13 protein-coding genes are annotated in these 15,872 nt (G+C 60.3%); 10 read left to right on the top strand and 3 right to left on the bottom strand.

Annotated features, from left to right (window positions below; translation table 11 throughout):
- Positions 1 to 63 precede the first annotated feature (63 nt).
- The 5 genes from melA to AC1C2M_RS13370 all read left to right on the top strand — a co-directional run bounded on the left by melA (position 64) and on the right by AC1C2M_RS13370 (position 6,186).
- Positions 64 to 1,446, top strand: a complete 1,383-nt coding sequence (melA, locus tag AC1C2M_RS13350; RefSeq protein ID WP_495437015.1) for an alpha-galactosidase — start codon at positions 64 to 66, stop codon at positions 1,444 to 1,446.
- Between the two features lie 79 nt (positions 1,447 to 1,525).
- Positions 1,526 to 2,473: a carbohydrate ABC transporter permease gene (locus AC1C2M_RS13355; RefSeq protein ID WP_495437016.1), complete on the top strand. Its 948-nt coding sequence runs from the start codon at positions 1,526 to 1,528 to the stop codon at positions 2,471 to 2,473.
- A gap of 11 nt (positions 2,474 to 2,484) precedes the next feature.
- Positions 2,485 to 3,453, top strand: a complete 969-nt coding sequence (locus AC1C2M_RS13360) for a carbohydrate ABC transporter permease (RefSeq protein ID WP_495437018.1) — start codon at positions 2,485 to 2,487, stop codon at positions 3,451 to 3,453.
- Between the two features lie 11 nt (positions 3,454 to 3,464).
- Positions 3,465 to 4,847, top strand: a complete 1,383-nt coding sequence (locus AC1C2M_RS13365) for an ABC transporter substrate-binding protein (RefSeq protein WP_495437020.1) — start codon at positions 3,465 to 3,467, stop codon at positions 4,845 to 4,847.
- 91 nt (positions 4,848 to 4,938) lie between these two features.
- Positions 4,939 to 6,186, top strand: coding sequence for a Gfo/Idh/MocA family protein (locus tag AC1C2M_RS13370; RefSeq protein WP_495437021.1), 1,248 nt, complete (start codon positions 4,939 to 4,941; stop codon positions 6,184 to 6,186).
- A 41-nt stretch (positions 6,187 to 6,227) separates the two neighbouring features.
- Here the strand turns inward: AC1C2M_RS13370 and AC1C2M_RS13375 are convergent, their stop codons facing one another.
- Positions 6,228 to 6,431, bottom strand: a complete 204-nt coding sequence (locus AC1C2M_RS13375; protein ID WP_495437022.1) for a hypothetical protein — start codon at positions 6,429 to 6,431, stop codon at positions 6,228 to 6,230.
- A 154-nt stretch (positions 6,432 to 6,585) separates the two neighbouring features.
- On the bottom strand, positions 6,586 to 6,957 hold the full coding sequence (locus tag AC1C2M_RS13380; RefSeq protein ID WP_495437024.1) for a hypothetical protein: 372 nt from the start codon (positions 6,955 to 6,957) through the stop codon (positions 6,586 to 6,588).
- A 240-nt stretch (positions 6,958 to 7,197) separates the two neighbouring features.
- On the opposite strand from AC1C2M_RS13380, the gene AC1C2M_RS13385 reads away from it, so the two are divergent.
- On the top strand, positions 7,198 to 7,494 hold the full coding sequence (locus AC1C2M_RS13385) for a hypothetical protein (protein WP_495437026.1): 297 nt from the start codon (positions 7,198 to 7,200) through the stop codon (positions 7,492 to 7,494).
- An 83-nt stretch (positions 7,495 to 7,577) separates the two neighbouring features.
- On the opposite strand, the gene AC1C2M_RS13390 is transcribed toward AC1C2M_RS13385, so the two are convergent.
- A complete protein-coding gene (locus AC1C2M_RS13390) occupies positions 7,578 to 10,379 on the bottom strand; it encodes a DNA methyltransferase (RefSeq protein WP_495437027.1) in 2,802 nt (933 codons plus the stop codon).
- A gap of 575 nt (positions 10,380 to 10,954) precedes the next feature.
- Between AC1C2M_RS13390 and AC1C2M_RS13395 the strand changes: the two genes are divergently transcribed.
- From AC1C2M_RS13395 to AC1C2M_RS13410, 4 genes are all read left to right on the top strand, one after another.
- A complete protein-coding gene (locus AC1C2M_RS13395; protein WP_495437029.1) occupies positions 10,955 to 12,214 on the top strand; it encodes a hypothetical protein in 1,260 nt (419 codons plus the stop codon).
- On the top strand, positions 12,207 to 13,583 hold the full coding sequence (locus AC1C2M_RS13400; RefSeq protein ID WP_495437031.1) for a hypothetical protein: 1,377 nt from the start codon (positions 12,207 to 12,209) through the stop codon (positions 13,581 to 13,583). Before AC1C2M_RS13395 ends, AC1C2M_RS13400 begins: the two co-directional genes overlap by 8 nt.
- A gap of 400 nt (positions 13,584 to 13,983) precedes the next feature.
- On the top strand, positions 13,984 to 14,412 hold the full coding sequence (locus tag AC1C2M_RS13405; protein ID WP_495437033.1) for a helix-turn-helix domain-containing protein: 429 nt from the start codon (positions 13,984 to 13,986) through the stop codon (positions 14,410 to 14,412).
- Positions 14,412 to 15,719, top strand: a complete 1,308-nt coding sequence (locus tag AC1C2M_RS13410) for a HipA domain-containing protein (protein ID WP_495437035.1) — start codon at positions 14,412 to 14,414, stop codon at positions 15,717 to 15,719. Before AC1C2M_RS13405 ends, AC1C2M_RS13410 begins: the two co-directional genes overlap by 1 nt.
- Positions 15,720 to 15,872: the final 153 nt, after the last annotated feature.

A 15,872-nucleotide genomic window follows, 5' to 3' on the forward strand; every position in this document is an offset into this window, starting at 1 on the left:
TTCTGGACAAAGTCGACCCCACGGCGGAGGCGCCGGACCACTCGGCCCTTCTAGCGTTGGGGCATGCACTCGCCAACGCGACCTCCCAAGATCGCCATCATCGGCGCGGGAGGCTTTGTCTTCCCGTTTCGCCTCATCGGCGACCTCATCAGCTTTCCAGCGCTGCAGTCGAGCACGCTCTGCCTGATGGATCTCGATGCCGAGCGGGTCGCCCGTACGGCAACGGCGGCGCGCGAGTTGGTCGCCCACCACGGCCTCGACACCACGATCATCGAGACGACCGATCGTCGGGAGGCGCTCCGCGACGCCGACTTCGTCATCATCACCTTCCAGGTTGGCGGAATCGACTCCTACCGCCACGACGTTGCGATTCCGCGCAAGTACGGCGTGGACCAGACGGTCGGCGACACGGTCGGACCTGGCGGGGTGTTTCGTTTCCTCCGCTCGGTTCCGGCATACGAGGTCATCGCTGCCGACGCGCTCGAACTCTGTCCAGACGCGCAGTTCATCAACTACGCGAACCCGATGGCCATGGCCACCGCGTTCCTCAACGCCAAGGGGCTCCGGACGGTCGGCCTCTGCCACAGCGTGCAGGGCACAACACGGATGCTGGCGCGAACGCTCGGTGTTCCGTACGACGAGGTCAATTACGTGTGCGCCGGCATCAACCATCAGGCCTGGATCCTCCGTTTCGAGCACGGCTGCGATGACCTCTACCCGCGATTGCGCGAGACGATGACCGCACTCCACCAGCGCGGGCGCGGTGCGGCGGAGCTCGTCGATGACGACGGTGACCACAGTGAAGCGGCCGTGGCAGCGAGCAACTACGAGGGTGGAAACGAGCAGGTCCGCACGGCCATCATGAACACGTTCGGTTACTTCCAGACCGAATCGAGCCACCACGCATCCGAGTACCTGCCGTACTTCCGGAAGGATCCTGCGACGGTGCTCGAGTACATTCCTGAGCGGTGGGATTACTACGAGATCTGTGTCGCCCACGACCTGTCCGGTGATATCGAGCAGCAGCTCGAGAAGCTCAAGAGCAACCTCGAACCGTCGGTCGAATACGGCGCGAGCATCATCAACTCGATCATCACCGGCGTGCCGAGCGTGATCTACGGCAACGTTCCCAACGACGGCCTCATCTCCAATCTCCCGGCTGATGCCTGCGTCGAGGTGCCCTGCCTCGTCGACAAAAACGGCGTGCAACCGGTCACGATCGGCGCGCTCCCGCCCCAGCTGGCGGCGCTCAACCGCACCAACATCAACCTGCAGACGCTCGCCGTTCTGGCCGCGCTCACCGGCAACAGGGAGCGCGTCTTTCACGCGGTCGCCGTCGACCCGCTCACCAGTGCAATCCTCACGCTTGACGACATCCGTTCAATGACCGAAGAACTCTTCGACGCCCACGACGCCTTGCTGCCCCCGGCACTCACGGCCCGTTAAGGGGGTGAGGTGCGTCGCAGCGCCTCACGTTCTGACCGCACTGCGCACCATCGAATAAACAACTGACAAGGGAGTCACGGTGACAACAGCTGCAACCAGCACGAGAACCACACCGGTGGGGGTACCACCGGGCGCGGTCCGGGGGAGACGGACAAAACGGCGGAAGGATGACACGCGGCTAGCGCTCCTGTTTATCCTGCCCGCGGCGATCGGTCTGGTCGCCTTCTACTTCTGGCCGTTGGTGCGCGGAATTTGGCTGAGCTTCACCTCCTGGGACCTGTTGTCGGCGGCGGAGTTCATCGGCGTCGCCAACTACGTGCGGATGTTTGCTGATCCGGTTTTCTGGAACGCCATCCAGGTGACGCTCACCTACGTGGTTCTCAACATCGGTATTCAGACGATCGTCGCGCTCGTCCTCGCATTGCTGATGCAGAGGCTTACCCAGTCGGTTCTGCTCCGATCGTTGATCCTCACTCCCTTCCTCGTGTCGAACGTCGTTGCGGCCCTGTTGTTCTTGTGGATCCTCGACTTCCAGCTCGGAATCGGCAACCAGATCCTCGAGTGGATCGGGCTCGACCGCATCGGCTTCTTCACCTCAGAATCCTGGGCCATTTTCACCGTTGCACTCGTGAATGTCTGGCGCCACATGGGCTACACCGCGCTGCTGATCTTCGCGGGACTCCAGGCCATCCCGGGCAACTTCTATGAGGCAGCTCGCGTCGACGGGGCGTCAGAAGTACGGATGTTCCGCTCGATCACGATGCCGTTGCTGCGGCCGATCCTCGGGCTGGTGCTCATCATCTCGGTAATCGGATCATTCCAGGTGTTCGACACCATCTCGGTGACCACCGGTGGAGGCCCGGTCAACGCCACCCGGGTGCTTCAGGTCTATATCTACGAGAACGCGTTCGCGCAGTTCGACTTTGGATACGCATCCGCTCTCAGTGTCGCGATGCTCGCGATCCTGATGATCGTCACCTTCGTCCAGTACCGCGTGACGCGGGCCGGCCAGACCGACCTCAACTAGGGAGAAAGACAATGACGCAACTCCCCTCAGCCCTGTCCGTGGCCGACGAGCCGGAATCCGCAACGGCCGCACCGGCATCCACACCGACGCCGGCACGAAAGCGACGCCGCATCAGCATCGGACGGGTCTTCGCCTGGGTTGTGATGGTGATCCTCCTGGCCATCACAATCTTCCCGTTCTACTGGATGCTCCGAACCGCGCTCTCGACGAACGGCGCGCTCGCGGCAAACGCATCATCGCTGTTGCCCGCCGAGTTCAGCTGGAACGGGTTCCGGCGCGTGTTCGGTCTGCAACCCATCGACGAAGCGATCGCCGACGGCGGTTCTGGCGCGCAGATGGACTTCTGGCGCTACCTCCTCAACTCGGTCATTGTCGCGACGGTGGTCACTGTCTGCCAGGTGTTCTTCTCGGCCATGGCCGCTTACGCCTTCTCCCGGCTCAAGTGGAGGGGCCGCAACCTCGTCTTCAGCGTCTTTCTGCTGTCACTGATGGTTCCGGTGATCTTCACGCTGCTGCCCAACTTCCTTCTCATCAAGCAGCTCGGGCTCATCGATACGCTCTTCGGCATCATGCTGCCATCGCTGTTGCTCGCACCGTTCGCGATCTTCTTCCTGAGGCAGTTCTTCCTCAACGTGCCCCTCGAGGTGGAAGAAGCGGCACTGGTCGACGGTGCAAGCAAAATCCGGGTGTTCTTCGGTGTTGTCTTGCCCATGTCGGTCGCCCCGATCGCGACGATTTCGATCCTCACCTACATCAACGCGTGGAACGACTACTTCTGGCCGCTGATGGTTTCGTACAGTGACGAATCGAGGGTGCTGACCGTCGCGCTTGGAGCCTTCAGGGCGCAGAGCCCGTCGGGCGGACCCGACTGGGCAGGACTGATGGCGGCGACGCTCGTCGCGGCCCTCCCGATGATCATCCTCTTCGCGTGCTTCGCCAAGAAGATCGTCAACTCCATCGGCTTCAGCGGAATTAAGTGAGGGTGCGAATCATGACCAGGCTCAAGACGAAATCCCGCCGTACCAGCGGACGACGCACGTTGTGGCGCACCATTGCCGCCTCGACGCTCTCTGTCGGGCTTCTCGGCTCCGCCGGTTGCGCCGCTCCGGGCGTGTCGACCGGTGTCGCCATCGACTATTGGCTGTGGGACGCACTCCAGCTGCCGGCCTACCAGAAGTGTGCGGCCGCGTTCGAAGAGGAGAATCCGGACATCCAGGTGCGGATCACCCAGTACGGCTGGGGTGACTACTGGCAGAAACTGACGGCAGGTCTCGTGGCCGGGGCAGGTCCGGACGTCTTCACCGATCACCTCAGCAAATACCCCGAGTTTGTGACCCGTGGCGTGCTGCTGCCGCTCGACGATCTCGAGGCGACGAGCGACTTCGATGGTGCCGAATTCCAGGAGGGCCTCGCCGATCTCTGGGTCGGCCAGGACGGAAAACAGTACGGCGTTCCGAAGGACTTCGACACTGTTGCACTCTTCTACGACAACGCCATGCTCGACGACGCGGGACTGTCGGCTGCCGACCTCGAAGACCTGCAGTGGAACCCGGAGGATGGCGGAACCTTCGAAGACGTCATCGCTCGACTTACGGTCGACGCGAACGGTGTTCGCGGAGATGAAGAGGGCTTCGACCCGACGAACGTCGAGGTGTACGGCCTCGCGTCGGGAGGGGCCGGTGACGTCAGCGGGCAGACCCAGTGGGCGTGGCTCGCCGCAGCGACCGGTTGGGAGTACACCAACGCGGATGTCTGGGGCGACGAATACCACTACGACGACCCGCGTTTCCAGGCCTCACTGGCGTGGCTCTTCGGCCTGGTCGACAAGGGGTTCATGCCCTCGTTCCAGACCGTCGGGAGTGCACCGGACCCGGTGGAGCAGTTGGGATCGGGTAAGGCAGCGCTCTCGCCGAACGGGTCGTGGAACATCAGCGCCTACGGGCGCCTCGAGGGCATCGACCTGGGAATTGCCAAACTCCCGGCAGGCCCGATCGGCCACCCTGTTTCGATGTACAACGGCCTCGGCGACTCCATCAGCGCACAGACCGACCATCCGGAAGAGGCTGCGAAGTTCGTGGCCTTCCTGGGCTCTGACACGTGTCAGGTCATCGTCGGCAAGGAGGGTGTCGTCTTCCCGGCGCGTCCGGCTGGAACCGAAGCCGCGGTCGACGCGTTCGCGGAGCGGGGTTTCGACGTCTCTGCGTTTACTGAGCTCGTTGACGACAACTACACAGTCCTGTTCCCGGTTACCACGAATGGTGCCGAGATCCTGTCGATCATGCTTCCCGTGATGGAGGGCATCTATATCGGCAGCTCGGACGTCTCCGAACTCACACAGGTCAACGAAAGGATCAACAAGATCCTGCAGGAGTGACCCGTCCATCGCCGGTTCGTTACGGCATCCGCCCTGTGACTTCTCAACATCCACGACATCGCAGCATCCGCACCACGAAAGGTAAAAAATAATGACATTCACCCTCGGAATGGTTGGCGCCGGTCAGTTCGCCGGCCAGTTCGCGACCCTGTTCAAGCTGCACCCGCGAGTTGACCGCGTGGTCATCACCGACGTGCTCCCGGAACGGTCGGCCGACCTCAACGAGCGGCTCGGCCTCGATGGTACCCGGGAGAGCTTCGAGGCGATGCTCGCTGACCCGACGGTTGATGCGGTGGCCATCTTCACCCAGCGCTGGACGCACGGACCGCTCGTGCTCCAGGCGCTCGCCGCGGGCAAGCACGTGTACTCGGCAGTGCCGATGGCGACAACCGAGACCGACATCGAAGCGATCATCGACGCCGTGCAATCCACCGGCCTCACCTACATGATGGGGGAGACGAGCTACTACAACCCGGCCACGATCTACGCCCGCAATCAGGTCGCGGCAGGAAAGTTCGGGCGCGTGTTCTATGCCGAGGGGGACTACGTCCACGACATGGACCTCGGGTTCTACGAGGCCTACCAGTACAGCGGCGGAGCGGAATGGAAGCGGACCGCGTCATACCCGCCGATGCTCTACCCGACGCACTCCATCGGAGGAGTGCTCGGCGCGATCCCCACCTACGCCACCAGTGTGAGCTGCATCGGTGTTCGTGATGACCGCGGCGACGGAGTGTTCGACACCGAGGTGAGCATGTTCGGCAACGACTTCTCGAATGCCACCGCGCTGTTTGAGCTCGCGGGTGGCGGGTCGATGCGCATCAATGAAATGCGCCGGGTGGGGTATCCCTCACACCTGAGGGAGAGCCGGTTCCGGTACTTCGGCACGGAGGGCAGCTTCGAGCAGCTCGCGACCGTGTCGGTGTGGCAGGACAAGGAAGGGGTCACGGATGTCTCGGCTCTTCTGGCCACTGAGGCGACAGCGGATGCCGACGACCCGGCGTTGGCGAACGTCGCGCCCGCGTTGAAAGATGCGTTTGTCTCCGGCCACTCGTCCGTGCACGACATCGGGCGGTTGCCCAGCGAATTCCACGGTGCGCACAACGGCCACGAGGGGAGCCACCACTTCCTCGTCGATGACTTCGTCACCGCGGCGACGGAGGGCACCCGTCCACCCGTCAACGCCTGGGTTGCGGCGCGCTTCACCCTGCCGGGAATCGTGGCGCACCAGTCAGCTCTGAAGGGAGGGGAGCGGCTGCCGGTGCGTGACTTCGGAGATGCTCCCGCGGTCGGTGCGAAGAGCGACGGCGAGCGGGAGAGCGTGGCCGCTCGGGACTGAGGTTGCGTTGTCCGGGTGCCGTTGGCACCCGGACAACGTACTTATCCGATGTGGAAGCCATCCTCGGCGAGCCCGGTCATCCCAAGCGGGCGCTGCGTGGTGTGCCGGAGGATCTGCCGGTAGCTGTCGATCCAGATCGGGGTGTCCGGGTGGACGGACTCCATGAACTCGATGAGATCAGCCTTGGTGACGTGCTGGTATCCAGCAGGCAGCTTGTGATTCAACGGCCAGAAGTATTCGACCATGGTTGGGTCCTTTCGGTACAACTCCCGCCCGGCGGGCAGGGTTGGTTCGAAAGCCAGGTCATGCAGCGAGCATAGCGAACGGCAGGCCCTTCCTCATCTAATGTTCAGACGGGGCAGCCAGGCCTCGAGCAGGCGGAACTTAACGGACTGGGCCTCAGGCGCCGATGGCCCCGTCGGGCCTGTACATGTTCTGAAGCGCATTGATCCACCAGAGAACGGTGCCGATCGACACGGCGATGATGAGGTACCCAGTGATCAGTCCGATACGTGCAGCGCCTCCGCCGACGCCGAGTCGCCTTGCTTTCCGCGTACCCATGTGACCGAAAATGATGGCGAGCAAAGCGGGCAGGAACGCCACGGGGATCATGATCGACCCCTGTGGCGAGAGTGGAATCCACATCCCCAGGATCACCGTGATGATGCCGAGCACGAGGACGGTCACCGCCGGCGTGTTCACTGGTTGAATCGCATCGGGCTGGTCGACGACCTGCTGCTCCGTAGAGGGGTCAGGGTTCGAAATACTCACCCGCCTCAGCCTGTCAGCCAGGCCGGAAGAGCGACAGCACCAGTATCGGGCGGGAGGTCGCCCGGTTCTCGTCAGGACGATGGATTCTCCACCAGAGTGTGCTGGGACACAAACTCCCGAATGTCCTCCTCGACCAGGTCCGTCGCCTCGGGCGCCGCGAAGTGCCCTCCAGTCGGCGTCTTGGTGAACCGGCGCAAGTCCAAGCACCGTTCTGGAGGTGATGGGCGTGCGCGACATGGCATGAGCGCGTCGAAGGCGTTCGATCTGAGGACGATCCACCGGCCTTATGCCGAGATGACGCGCGCGGCGCTGACGATGCTCGTGGAGAGGATCCAGGTGCTGCACGATGAGACGGAGCGCGCTGTGGTGCAGGTGGTGCTGGTACAGCGTGGGACGTCGGCATGGCAGGCCGCCGGCGTAGCCCCGGCTCGGAACCTGCGCCGGGCCTCGGACCAGCGGGAACTAAAGCCCATTTTCCGTCGCGACAGGGTGGCGAGGAGAGAGCCAAAGACCGAGCCTCAGAGCATTCATCCCTGAAAGATCAAGCTGCGATCAGTCGCGACCTCTTGTGGGCCTTGCGGACAGCTAACGTCACATCGGTGTGCGAACTCCGGGCGCATTCAAGCCACGCGAACCTTGCGCTGCGACGCGCGCACTGCGATTGACAACTGGTTCTCAGCGATTAAGGCATGGTGGCGCGACAGGAGCGCCACCACCCGCTCCATGTGAGACGGCGTTTTCAGGCCATACACACCGTCGACAAGCCGATCGATTTCGGTGTGCGCGTCGCGAATACTCTTGGGCATCGCGAGTGCGTCGTAGAGAGTGCCGAGGGTTTCGCCCGGGAATTCCGCCCGTGCGTTGGTGAGACGGGTAGCAGCTCTCTCGAAAGCAGCAAGACTTTTTCCACTTGGTTCAACAAAAGGAAAGACGTTGTACGTCATGTCGGGTGATATACGGAAGCGGCTCTCGAGCGCGCCCGAGAATGTTCGGACCCACGCCGTGAATGCAGCCGATTGCAAGTACACGAACACCCAAGCGGGGCAGTTCTCGATGTAATTCAGCGCGTCGCCGGCCACGACTTCCGACCCGAATAACTTCATCGGGATGCAGATGCGATTCTCAGAACTGTGACGTGGAATTCCCAGCCACTCGCTGGTCGGCTGACGACGCTGCGTGAAGAGCCACGGCGTATCCGCGTCACGCTTCACAGAAGGGGTCGGGGACAGGAGCCTCCTGTCCCTTACGGCTTGCAGACGTGCACGTAGCACCGGCGAATTCTTGCGATCGGACGGAGTCGAGTCCACCATCCAGAGGCACCATCGCTTCTCGTCATCCAGCACCGCCCCGGATTGCGCAAATGGCTTTACGTACTTCGCGGCTATCGGGTCCGCCATAACGACCGCGAGGTCCGCCGGTTCAATAATCAACCTCCTGCCGTCAGTCGGCTGGCTGCCCTTTTCCATCGCGGGCAGACTGGGGATCAGGGGCTTCGTTCGTTTGGCCGGGCCGCTCAACTCTGTGTCGAGCAGATAGAAGTTGATACTTTTGGCCACTCGCTCGCTCGGTAGCCCTCGAACGTCCTCGTACTCGAACAGGCGCCTATGCTTGATCGTTCCCGCTCCGGTAAAGCCGACGATCACGCAGTATACGGCCGCTTTTCCGGCCGCTTCGCTATTCCATTTGAAGGTGCTGTGCGCGAAAAAAATCTCGAAGTTCGCGCCCCGAAGGATCGGGTCTAGGGCGCGAGCGCTGTCGCCCTGCACAAGTGAGTTTGTCGAAACGTACGCGACGCGAGCGCGAGATCCTCGCGCATACTCGATCGCCTTCGCATACCAGGAGGCGACATAGTCGAGACGACCGGTCCGCTGACCTTTACTTTCTGGAATCAAGTCAAACGCGTATGTTCGGTCTGCCTGCTGACCAGAAGTCATTTTATGCATCGCCACAAATGGCGGGTTCCCGAAAATGATCGTGTACTCATCAGGATCAGGGAGGTACTCGTTCCAATCCATTCGAAGAGAATTCCCAATGACAAAGGTTGCCGCGACAGTGATCGGAAGGCGGTCAGGAGCGCGACCGAATTCCTGACTGAGTCGCATGTTCGCCTGATGGTCCACCAAGAAGAAAGCCACCTCTGCGAGGCGCGCGGGGTACTCCTCGAGTTCGAAGCCGAAGAACTGTTCTGGCGAAACTGCCAACGTGTCCGCCACATCGAAGTCGGTCAGCATCTGTAGTCCGTGACGGGCTTCCCGTTCGCGGATGTGGATTTCCAGTTCCAGCTGGCGAAGTTCGCGATAGCTCACTACAAGGAAGTTGCCGCAGCCACACGTTGGGTCGAGGAACCGGTACTGGCTGAGGCGCTTTCTTAGCACCTGCAACTTGACTAAGTCGGTGCCAGCTTTCTCGAACTGAGAACGCAATTCGTCAAGGAATAGAGGGCGAATCGTGGCTAAGATTCGTTCTTCGCTTGTGTAATGCTCGCCATGCTCACGTCGATCAAGCTTGTTCTTCACGATTTGGAACATGGAGCCGAAGATTGCCGGGCTGATCGATCCCCAGTCGAAATCACAGCAAGCAATTAACTTCTCCCGCATGGCACTATCAAACGCCGGAATCTCGATCTTTTCTTCGAAGAGGTGCCCGTTGACATGTGGGAATTGTGAAACGAATTCGTTGAGTTTCGAGGATCTCGAAGTTTTTGGGCGGTCCAGATTGTAGAAGAGCGACCCGAGAATACCGGTGAGCGCCTCACCATCCTCGCCGGTGCTTTCGACCACGTCCGAGAACAGCCCTCGCTGCCATAGTCCAGTGTCGTCGCCGAACAACAGGAAAAGCAGACGTGTTATGAACAGTGAGGCATCGTGTTCCGCGTAATTATCTCGCAGTACTTCTTTATACAGGTCTCCGATTAGAGAGACGGCGAGTGCGTTAACCTCTTGCTCCTGTTTGCGGGTGTAATCGCGCTGCACGTACCCAGCAAGGAAGGCGAAGCGATCAATCTCTTTTGCTAGATCGGCGGTTCGGATGATCTGAGTCTCGCCAGCGTTCTTTCCTTCGAACAGCGTCAACTGAATGTTCGCGAAGTCCGACACCACGACCGCTTTAGGAAACTCGGCGTCCGTGAGCGAGTCGAGGTAATCAAATGCTTGCTCCGTGGCCGCGCCGAGATCCTTTCCTGCGGACTTCTGCTCGACAAGTAGCATTCCCCGCCACAACATGTCGATGAAGCCGTGGTTTCCCGTAGACAGTCTCTTCGCGCGTGCTTCGAAAGACGCTACGCGCTTTCGTTCGATACCGAAGATATGGAGAAACTCGCCCCAGAAAGTCTGGCTCTCGCCGCGTTCGTAGGTCTCATGAGCCCATGCAGCCGCAAACGCGGCGGCACGAGTTCGGATTTCAAGCATTGAAAGGGTAGCCACAGGTCGGAGCCTATCGAGGAAATCGTGATGGTCATGTGACGGCTTGCCGATTGGTACCTCTGAAGACTGTTCATAGTCAGCGCCATACATGGTGGCCCGTCACTCTGTCGCGGAGGGGGAGCGATGGGTATCCTCCCGTCATGGGAAGCGATTTGGATACACCCAACTGCCCAAGGTGCCTCATTCGGATGGAAGCCGTAAGCGCCGGGCGAACAGCCGTCTGGAAGTGCCCGCAATGCGGGCTCGTTCAGCTTTGAACTCTCCCGACTCACCAGTCCCGGCAGTTGGCGCCCGCGTATGTCGAACAGCAGCCGTCAGTCGTCCGTTGTTCACGGGTATCAGGGTGTCTTAATGTGTCGGAGGCAACTGGGTTTGGACGGTCCTTCATCGGGCCAGGGCCACAGTGGTTCGGGGAGCAAATTTCGGCGACTGCGTGGTGTAGTCGCCCGTCACCCCAGCCGGAAAGGCCCAACCCCCAATTGGAGGTTCAGCTACTTCATTTCAGGGTCCCAAGGGGCGCGGTATGGAAGGGTGAGTCCTATTGTTCTGGCGGGCGTGAACTCAAGGGGGAATCAATGCAGGACGCTGAACTGCTCATAGGCCTGAATCGCCATCTTGCCGCTTACGCAGTTGTGCCGGCCACTTCGGCGCTAGGGCAGCTGCAATTCGCGGGCAAGTTGTACGAGTTGGCCTTCAGGCTTCGAGGCTCTGGAGTCTCGAAGATAGGCCGGGTGCAGGCCATCGCTGTGGACGCAGGGATGAGCGCCTATGAACTAAAGAATGTCCTGCTACCCATCATGGAAACTCTTGGTTGGGTTTCGTTGACCCGCAGCCCAGCCGGGGACGTGGATGCCGTTGAGGATGTTGTCCCACCCGTGCCTCAACTATTAGCGACCACCTCGAAGGTCCTAGAAATCGTCAATACCACGAACGTCGAACATGCTGCCCTTGATATCCTCAAGGCCACATCTCTGCATCCGCACGAGCGAGACGCCGCGTTGGAAGCAGGGGGTGACTTTGGCCAAGAGGCCGCCGAAGATGCACTTAGGCACCTAGCGAGCATCAACTTGGTGCGCGAACTCGAGGCAGAGGACGGGCGGAGCGCCGTCTTTAACCCGAATATCTGGCTAAATGGCGAAGAGGCGACTACGGCCGCGCTGCGAGTTGAGGACGCACGGATTCGGAAGGAGGTCGGAGCGCTGCTCGAAGAGGTGACGGCGTCGCCCGGCCTACCGCAAGATGCGGTCAAGAGTACCGAGCGAAAGTGGGTCGATTTCGCGGTCAGCCAAGGTCTTGTGCAGAGGTCTGTCGTAACGACAAGCGCCGGAAACCAGAGGGAGTTCCTTTTCTCCCCGCATTTGCAGCGCGACACGTTTGGCGGAACGGGGGTCGATGCGTCTGGTCATGTTCGCCAGTTGGTTGGCTCCATGGTGTACGCGGCAACCTACCCACGGTTCAAGCTCACGGATCCTACCGTCTTCGTCCGGCGGCTGATCCAGAATGGACAAGCAGGTAATGCCTCACCAATCGGAACCGACTATCCCATGCTTGAAACAGCGGGCATTGTGAAGGTTATCCCCGCTGGGCGCAAGAACTTCTATAGCTTGGAACTGCGGCAAGCAGATGTAGCTGAAGAGGCATTAAAAATACTCTCATCTCGGCCCAGTGCACAGGGCACCGCGAAGACGTCTGAAAGTGGGCTTTTTGCTCAGAAGGCGTATCGGCATGTTGAGCGCGAACGGGCTCAACTTGCAATTGCACCGGAGACCCACGATAAGGATATGAAGCGCCTTGTCGCGTCGCTCCGCCAGTCATCGAGAGGCGCAAATGGTTGAGAAGAACGAGCGCAACAAAGACGCTGAGCAGCCCCCACTTATCCAGCTGGACGAGGAATCTAAAGAGCGGCTCGTGCAGCCAACAGTAAAGGCAAATCGCCGAACGTCGCGTGGTGGTCGCAAGGCTGCACCTCGAAGTGCGGAAATCGAGGACGCAGGAGAGGCGCTCGAACGTCGGGTTGGGCGCTTGGAATTCGCCGAAGGTGCGCTCGTACGGCTGCGGACGCCTGTAAGAGCTGCGGGAGGCGGCCCCGGGCGGGACGTGCTCACGGACCTTGACGTTCTGACGTTGGACATTGATTCTCGACTCCGCGTATCGCGCTCGATAATCGAGTGCAAATCCGGCCAGGGGCAGTCAAAAGAGCCCGACCGGCTCTTCTGGCTCGCGGGGCTCAAGGACTATGTGCGAAGCCCGCGAGCGGTTCTGGTACGGCAGACGGTGACCGCTAGAGGCCGAGCGATGGCAAGGCGACTAGCCATAGAAGTCCTCGATGTCCCACAGATCGAGTCATTAGAAAAGACCGCCGCGTGGATCCCGGACAAGTTCGCGCATATTGGGGATCCAAGAACGCAGGCTGCAGAAAAACTCACGGATCAGCAATTGCGGGGAATCGCTCTGCCAAGCGACCTGGTCGCCTATCTACGAGGGGATTCGCTGTTTGCCAGTTCACCCCAGATTTTGGCCGTTCTATCGGATCTCGGTACCGCGTTGGAAGATGTGCCGTCACTCCCTCGGCCTGCGGACGTCGTACTTGCAGGTCACTCACTGATCTCGCTGTTGTGTGCCGCAATTGCGGACGCGCGCACCCTTGACTCCTCGTCGCGCGCCGAGCTCGAAACTCGCCTGGAGCGAACGTCCACCATTGGCAGTGCTACCGACGGTCGGCTTCTCGAGGTTCTGGGTTACGCGGACGCGGTTATGGGGCACGCGCTCGAGAAACTACATGACACGTATGAGTCGACTGGTGTGGCCAGGCAGAAGTTTGAACTCCCCAAACTGAGGGATTTAGTTAGCGAACCGCCGTCATGGATACCTCGGTACGTTGACTTCGTCGAAGCGCTTCGCGCCAATCGCACGGTTGCCAGGGAGCTCCTTCAGACGGCTGAGCTTCTTAGTTTCGACGCGTTACTTGACGGCGACGCTCACGCTTACGCCGCGTTTGATCACCTCTTCACGGTGGAGCACCGGCAACTTATGAGGCTCGGTATCCTTACGCTGATCGAAATTGTCGGCGAGCCGTTGCGTTCCGGGTTCGAACGATTCGACGCCATACCCTTCGATAGGGTCCGCCCGCATTTGCCAGACCGGCATGGTGCGCCGACAAAAACAGGCAGACTGTCCAGTGCGCCGCCTGATGCGACTACTTAGCTAGCCGTTGGTCTCTGGCGCGGTTGAACGACGCGCGGGGCCTTGGGGATGGCGTCGACACATAGGCGGCATGCTCACTCGTCGCGCCCGCAATGAGCCTCGCTGTGCGGCGGATGTACTCACCGAATGAGCGACTGGCGGTAGCTGCAGTTGACAGAACGGGGCGTGCAAGTCGCGCCCTTCGGCCTCGGATCTCCGAGCCCAAAGGGCATATCGGGGACTTGGCCACCCTCGCCGGGTGGCTATTAGGGTTCCTTCACGTGAGCGGTCAGCCTAGGCATGCATGGAACAGTAACATAACATCGCCTCAATGGAATGCTTCTGTTACTATGGTCCAATGGAATAAGAGTGTTCCATTTGCGTCAGGGAATGATATTGTTCCACTGCAGGGAGGACCACGATGCGCGCAACATGGCCGGAGGACGTCGGCAGAATCGCACGCGAGCGACGGCAGGAGTTGGACGTTTCCCAACAAGAACTTGCCGAGCGGGCAGGGGTCACTCGGCAGTGGCTATCGAGATTTGAGCAAGCCAAAGCGGATGTTTCGCTTTCGAAGGCGATGGCTGTGCTGCGCGAATTGGGGCTGATCGTCGACGTCCGCGATCGGGTGGCAAATGGTGCGATCAACTTTTCGTTTCCGGCGATCAAGGTGCCCAACCTAACGGTGCCGCCAATGCCGGCGGTCAAGACGCCTATCCTGAATCCAGCCGTGCTCGCGTCGTTGAGAGAGACGATGAAGCGAGCTGCCGAAACGCGCGCTGATTGGCAAGCTTCGCTAAATTCGAACCTGCGCGACGGGGCATCTGACTCTGACCCCCAGGGGGAGTAATGGAGCGGTTAGACGTCATTCTTTACGGATACCCGGTCGCCACACTGGATCGACGGGGCCCGTCCGACTATCTGCTCACTTACGAACGTGCGTGGCGAGAGATCGAGGGCGCGCCACCTGTCTCGCTGTCATTGCCAATAAGCCAACGAGTTCACGGTGGCCGTGTGGTGTATGACTTCGTGGATAACTTGCTCCCGGACAGCACCGCTCAGAGGGAGGAATGGGCGAGAAAGTCCCTATTGTCAGATGCGGAAGTATTTGGGCTACTCGCCATACACGGACGAGATGTCGCAGGAGCCTTGGAGTTTTACCCCGCCGGCGAGCCTCGCAATAGCGGAGGAAGCCTCGAGCCAGCGAGTGCAGCGAGCATCGCTGACCGCATTCGTGCTGTCCGAGAGAACAGGCCGCTGCCGACGGAGGATGTGGGTCTGGGCCAATTTTCACTCGGCGGGGCGCAAGGGAAGTTTGCACTTGCCCTGCGAGACGCTCAATGGTGGGAGCCGTCGGGAGCAGAACCTTCAACGCACATATTCAAACCGCAGGTGATGAATCACCCGGATGCGGAGATCGTGGAGCACGTAGTCATGAGCGCCGCTGCCTTGCTAGGCATCCCGGTCGCGGCGACACAAATGGTGACGTTCGAGAACGAACATACTCTGCAGGTTCAAAGGTTCGACCGAAATGCTACTGCGGAAGAAGTGGTTCGCATCCACCAAGAGGATGTATCGCAGGCTTTAGGCGTTCCGCGCCTTCGCAAGTACGAGAAGGATGGTGGTCCTGGTTACCGCGATGTTATCAAACTGCTCAAGCGTATTGACGACCTGGAGGCGTCTCGTGATTCGCTCGAAGGATTTGTGAAAGGGCTGATCTACTCCTGGTTGGTGTTGAATACAGATGCACATTCAAAGAACTTCTCGCTGTGGCTCCTGCCTGAGGGCGCCCGCTTGACGCCCCTGTATGACGTCTCTTCTTTTCTTCCCTATTTGAATCCGCACGAGCCCGGGGGCGCAGGGCTCCTGAACGCAATTGGCGAAACGCAATTGGCGATGAAGGTATCTGGTTCGTACTCGGTCGCTTCGATGGGCCGATTTGAATGGGAGGCGGTAACTCGAGACGCAGGTCTGGACGCGACTCGGATGTGGCAGTGGGCAGTGGACCTTTGTGATCTGGCGCCCCGGGCTTTCCGTGATGTCGTGAAGCAGCTCAACGTGGAATTTCAAACCGACATTATTAGTCTGCTTATCGAACGAATGGACCTCCGAAGCGCCCAAGCGAAGAAGGTGCTTCTTCAGGAAGTTCACGTGTGAATATGCAGACGTGGTGGAGCTTCGCGTCGGACTCCGAAAATGTGGTCGGTAGAGCAAAGTTCTATCGGCAGGACGAAAACCCCAGGTTTGTTTGTTCTCGTGGCATCCTGCCAAATGGCGTCCGCTTCACGCCATGAACCCGGTGAATGGGAG

The organism is Mycetocola sp. Y444 (assembly GCF_059445295.1).

Bases quoted from the DNA above. Each gene is read 5' to 3' on its own strand.
- melA (WP_495437015.1), top strand. From the start codon at position 64: ATGCACTCGCCAACGCGACCTCCCAAGATCGCCATCATCGGCGCGGGA.
- AC1C2M_RS13360 (WP_495437018.1), top strand. From the start codon at position 2,485: ATGACGCAACTCCCCTCAGCCCTGTCCGTGGCCGACGAGCCGGAATCC.
- AC1C2M_RS13365 (WP_495437020.1), top strand. From the start codon at position 3,465: ATGACCAGGCTCAAGACGAAATCCCGCCGTACCAGCGGACGACGCACG.
- AC1C2M_RS13370 (WP_495437021.1), top strand. From the start codon at position 4,939: ATGACATTCACCCTCGGAATGGTTGGCGCCGGTCAGTTCGCCGGCCAG.
- AC1C2M_RS13375 (WP_495437022.1), bottom strand. From the start codon at position 6,431: ATGGTCGAATACTTCTGGCCGTTGAATCACAAGCTGCCTGCTGGATAC.
- AC1C2M_RS13385 (WP_495437026.1), top strand. From the start codon at position 7,198: ATGAGCGCGTCGAAGGCGTTCGATCTGAGGACGATCCACCGGCCTTAT.
- AC1C2M_RS13395 (WP_495437029.1), top strand. From the start codon at position 10,955: ATGCAGGACGCTGAACTGCTCATAGGCCTGAATCGCCATCTTGCCGCT.
- AC1C2M_RS13400 (WP_495437031.1), top strand. From the start codon at position 12,207: ATGGTTGAGAAGAACGAGCGCAACAAAGACGCTGAGCAGCCCCCACTT.
- AC1C2M_RS13405 (WP_495437033.1), top strand. From the start codon at position 13,984: ATGCGCGCAACATGGCCGGAGGACGTCGGCAGAATCGCACGCGAGCGA.
- AC1C2M_RS13410 (WP_495437035.1), top strand. From the start codon at position 14,412: ATGGAGCGGTTAGACGTCATTCTTTACGGATACCCGGTCGCCACACTG.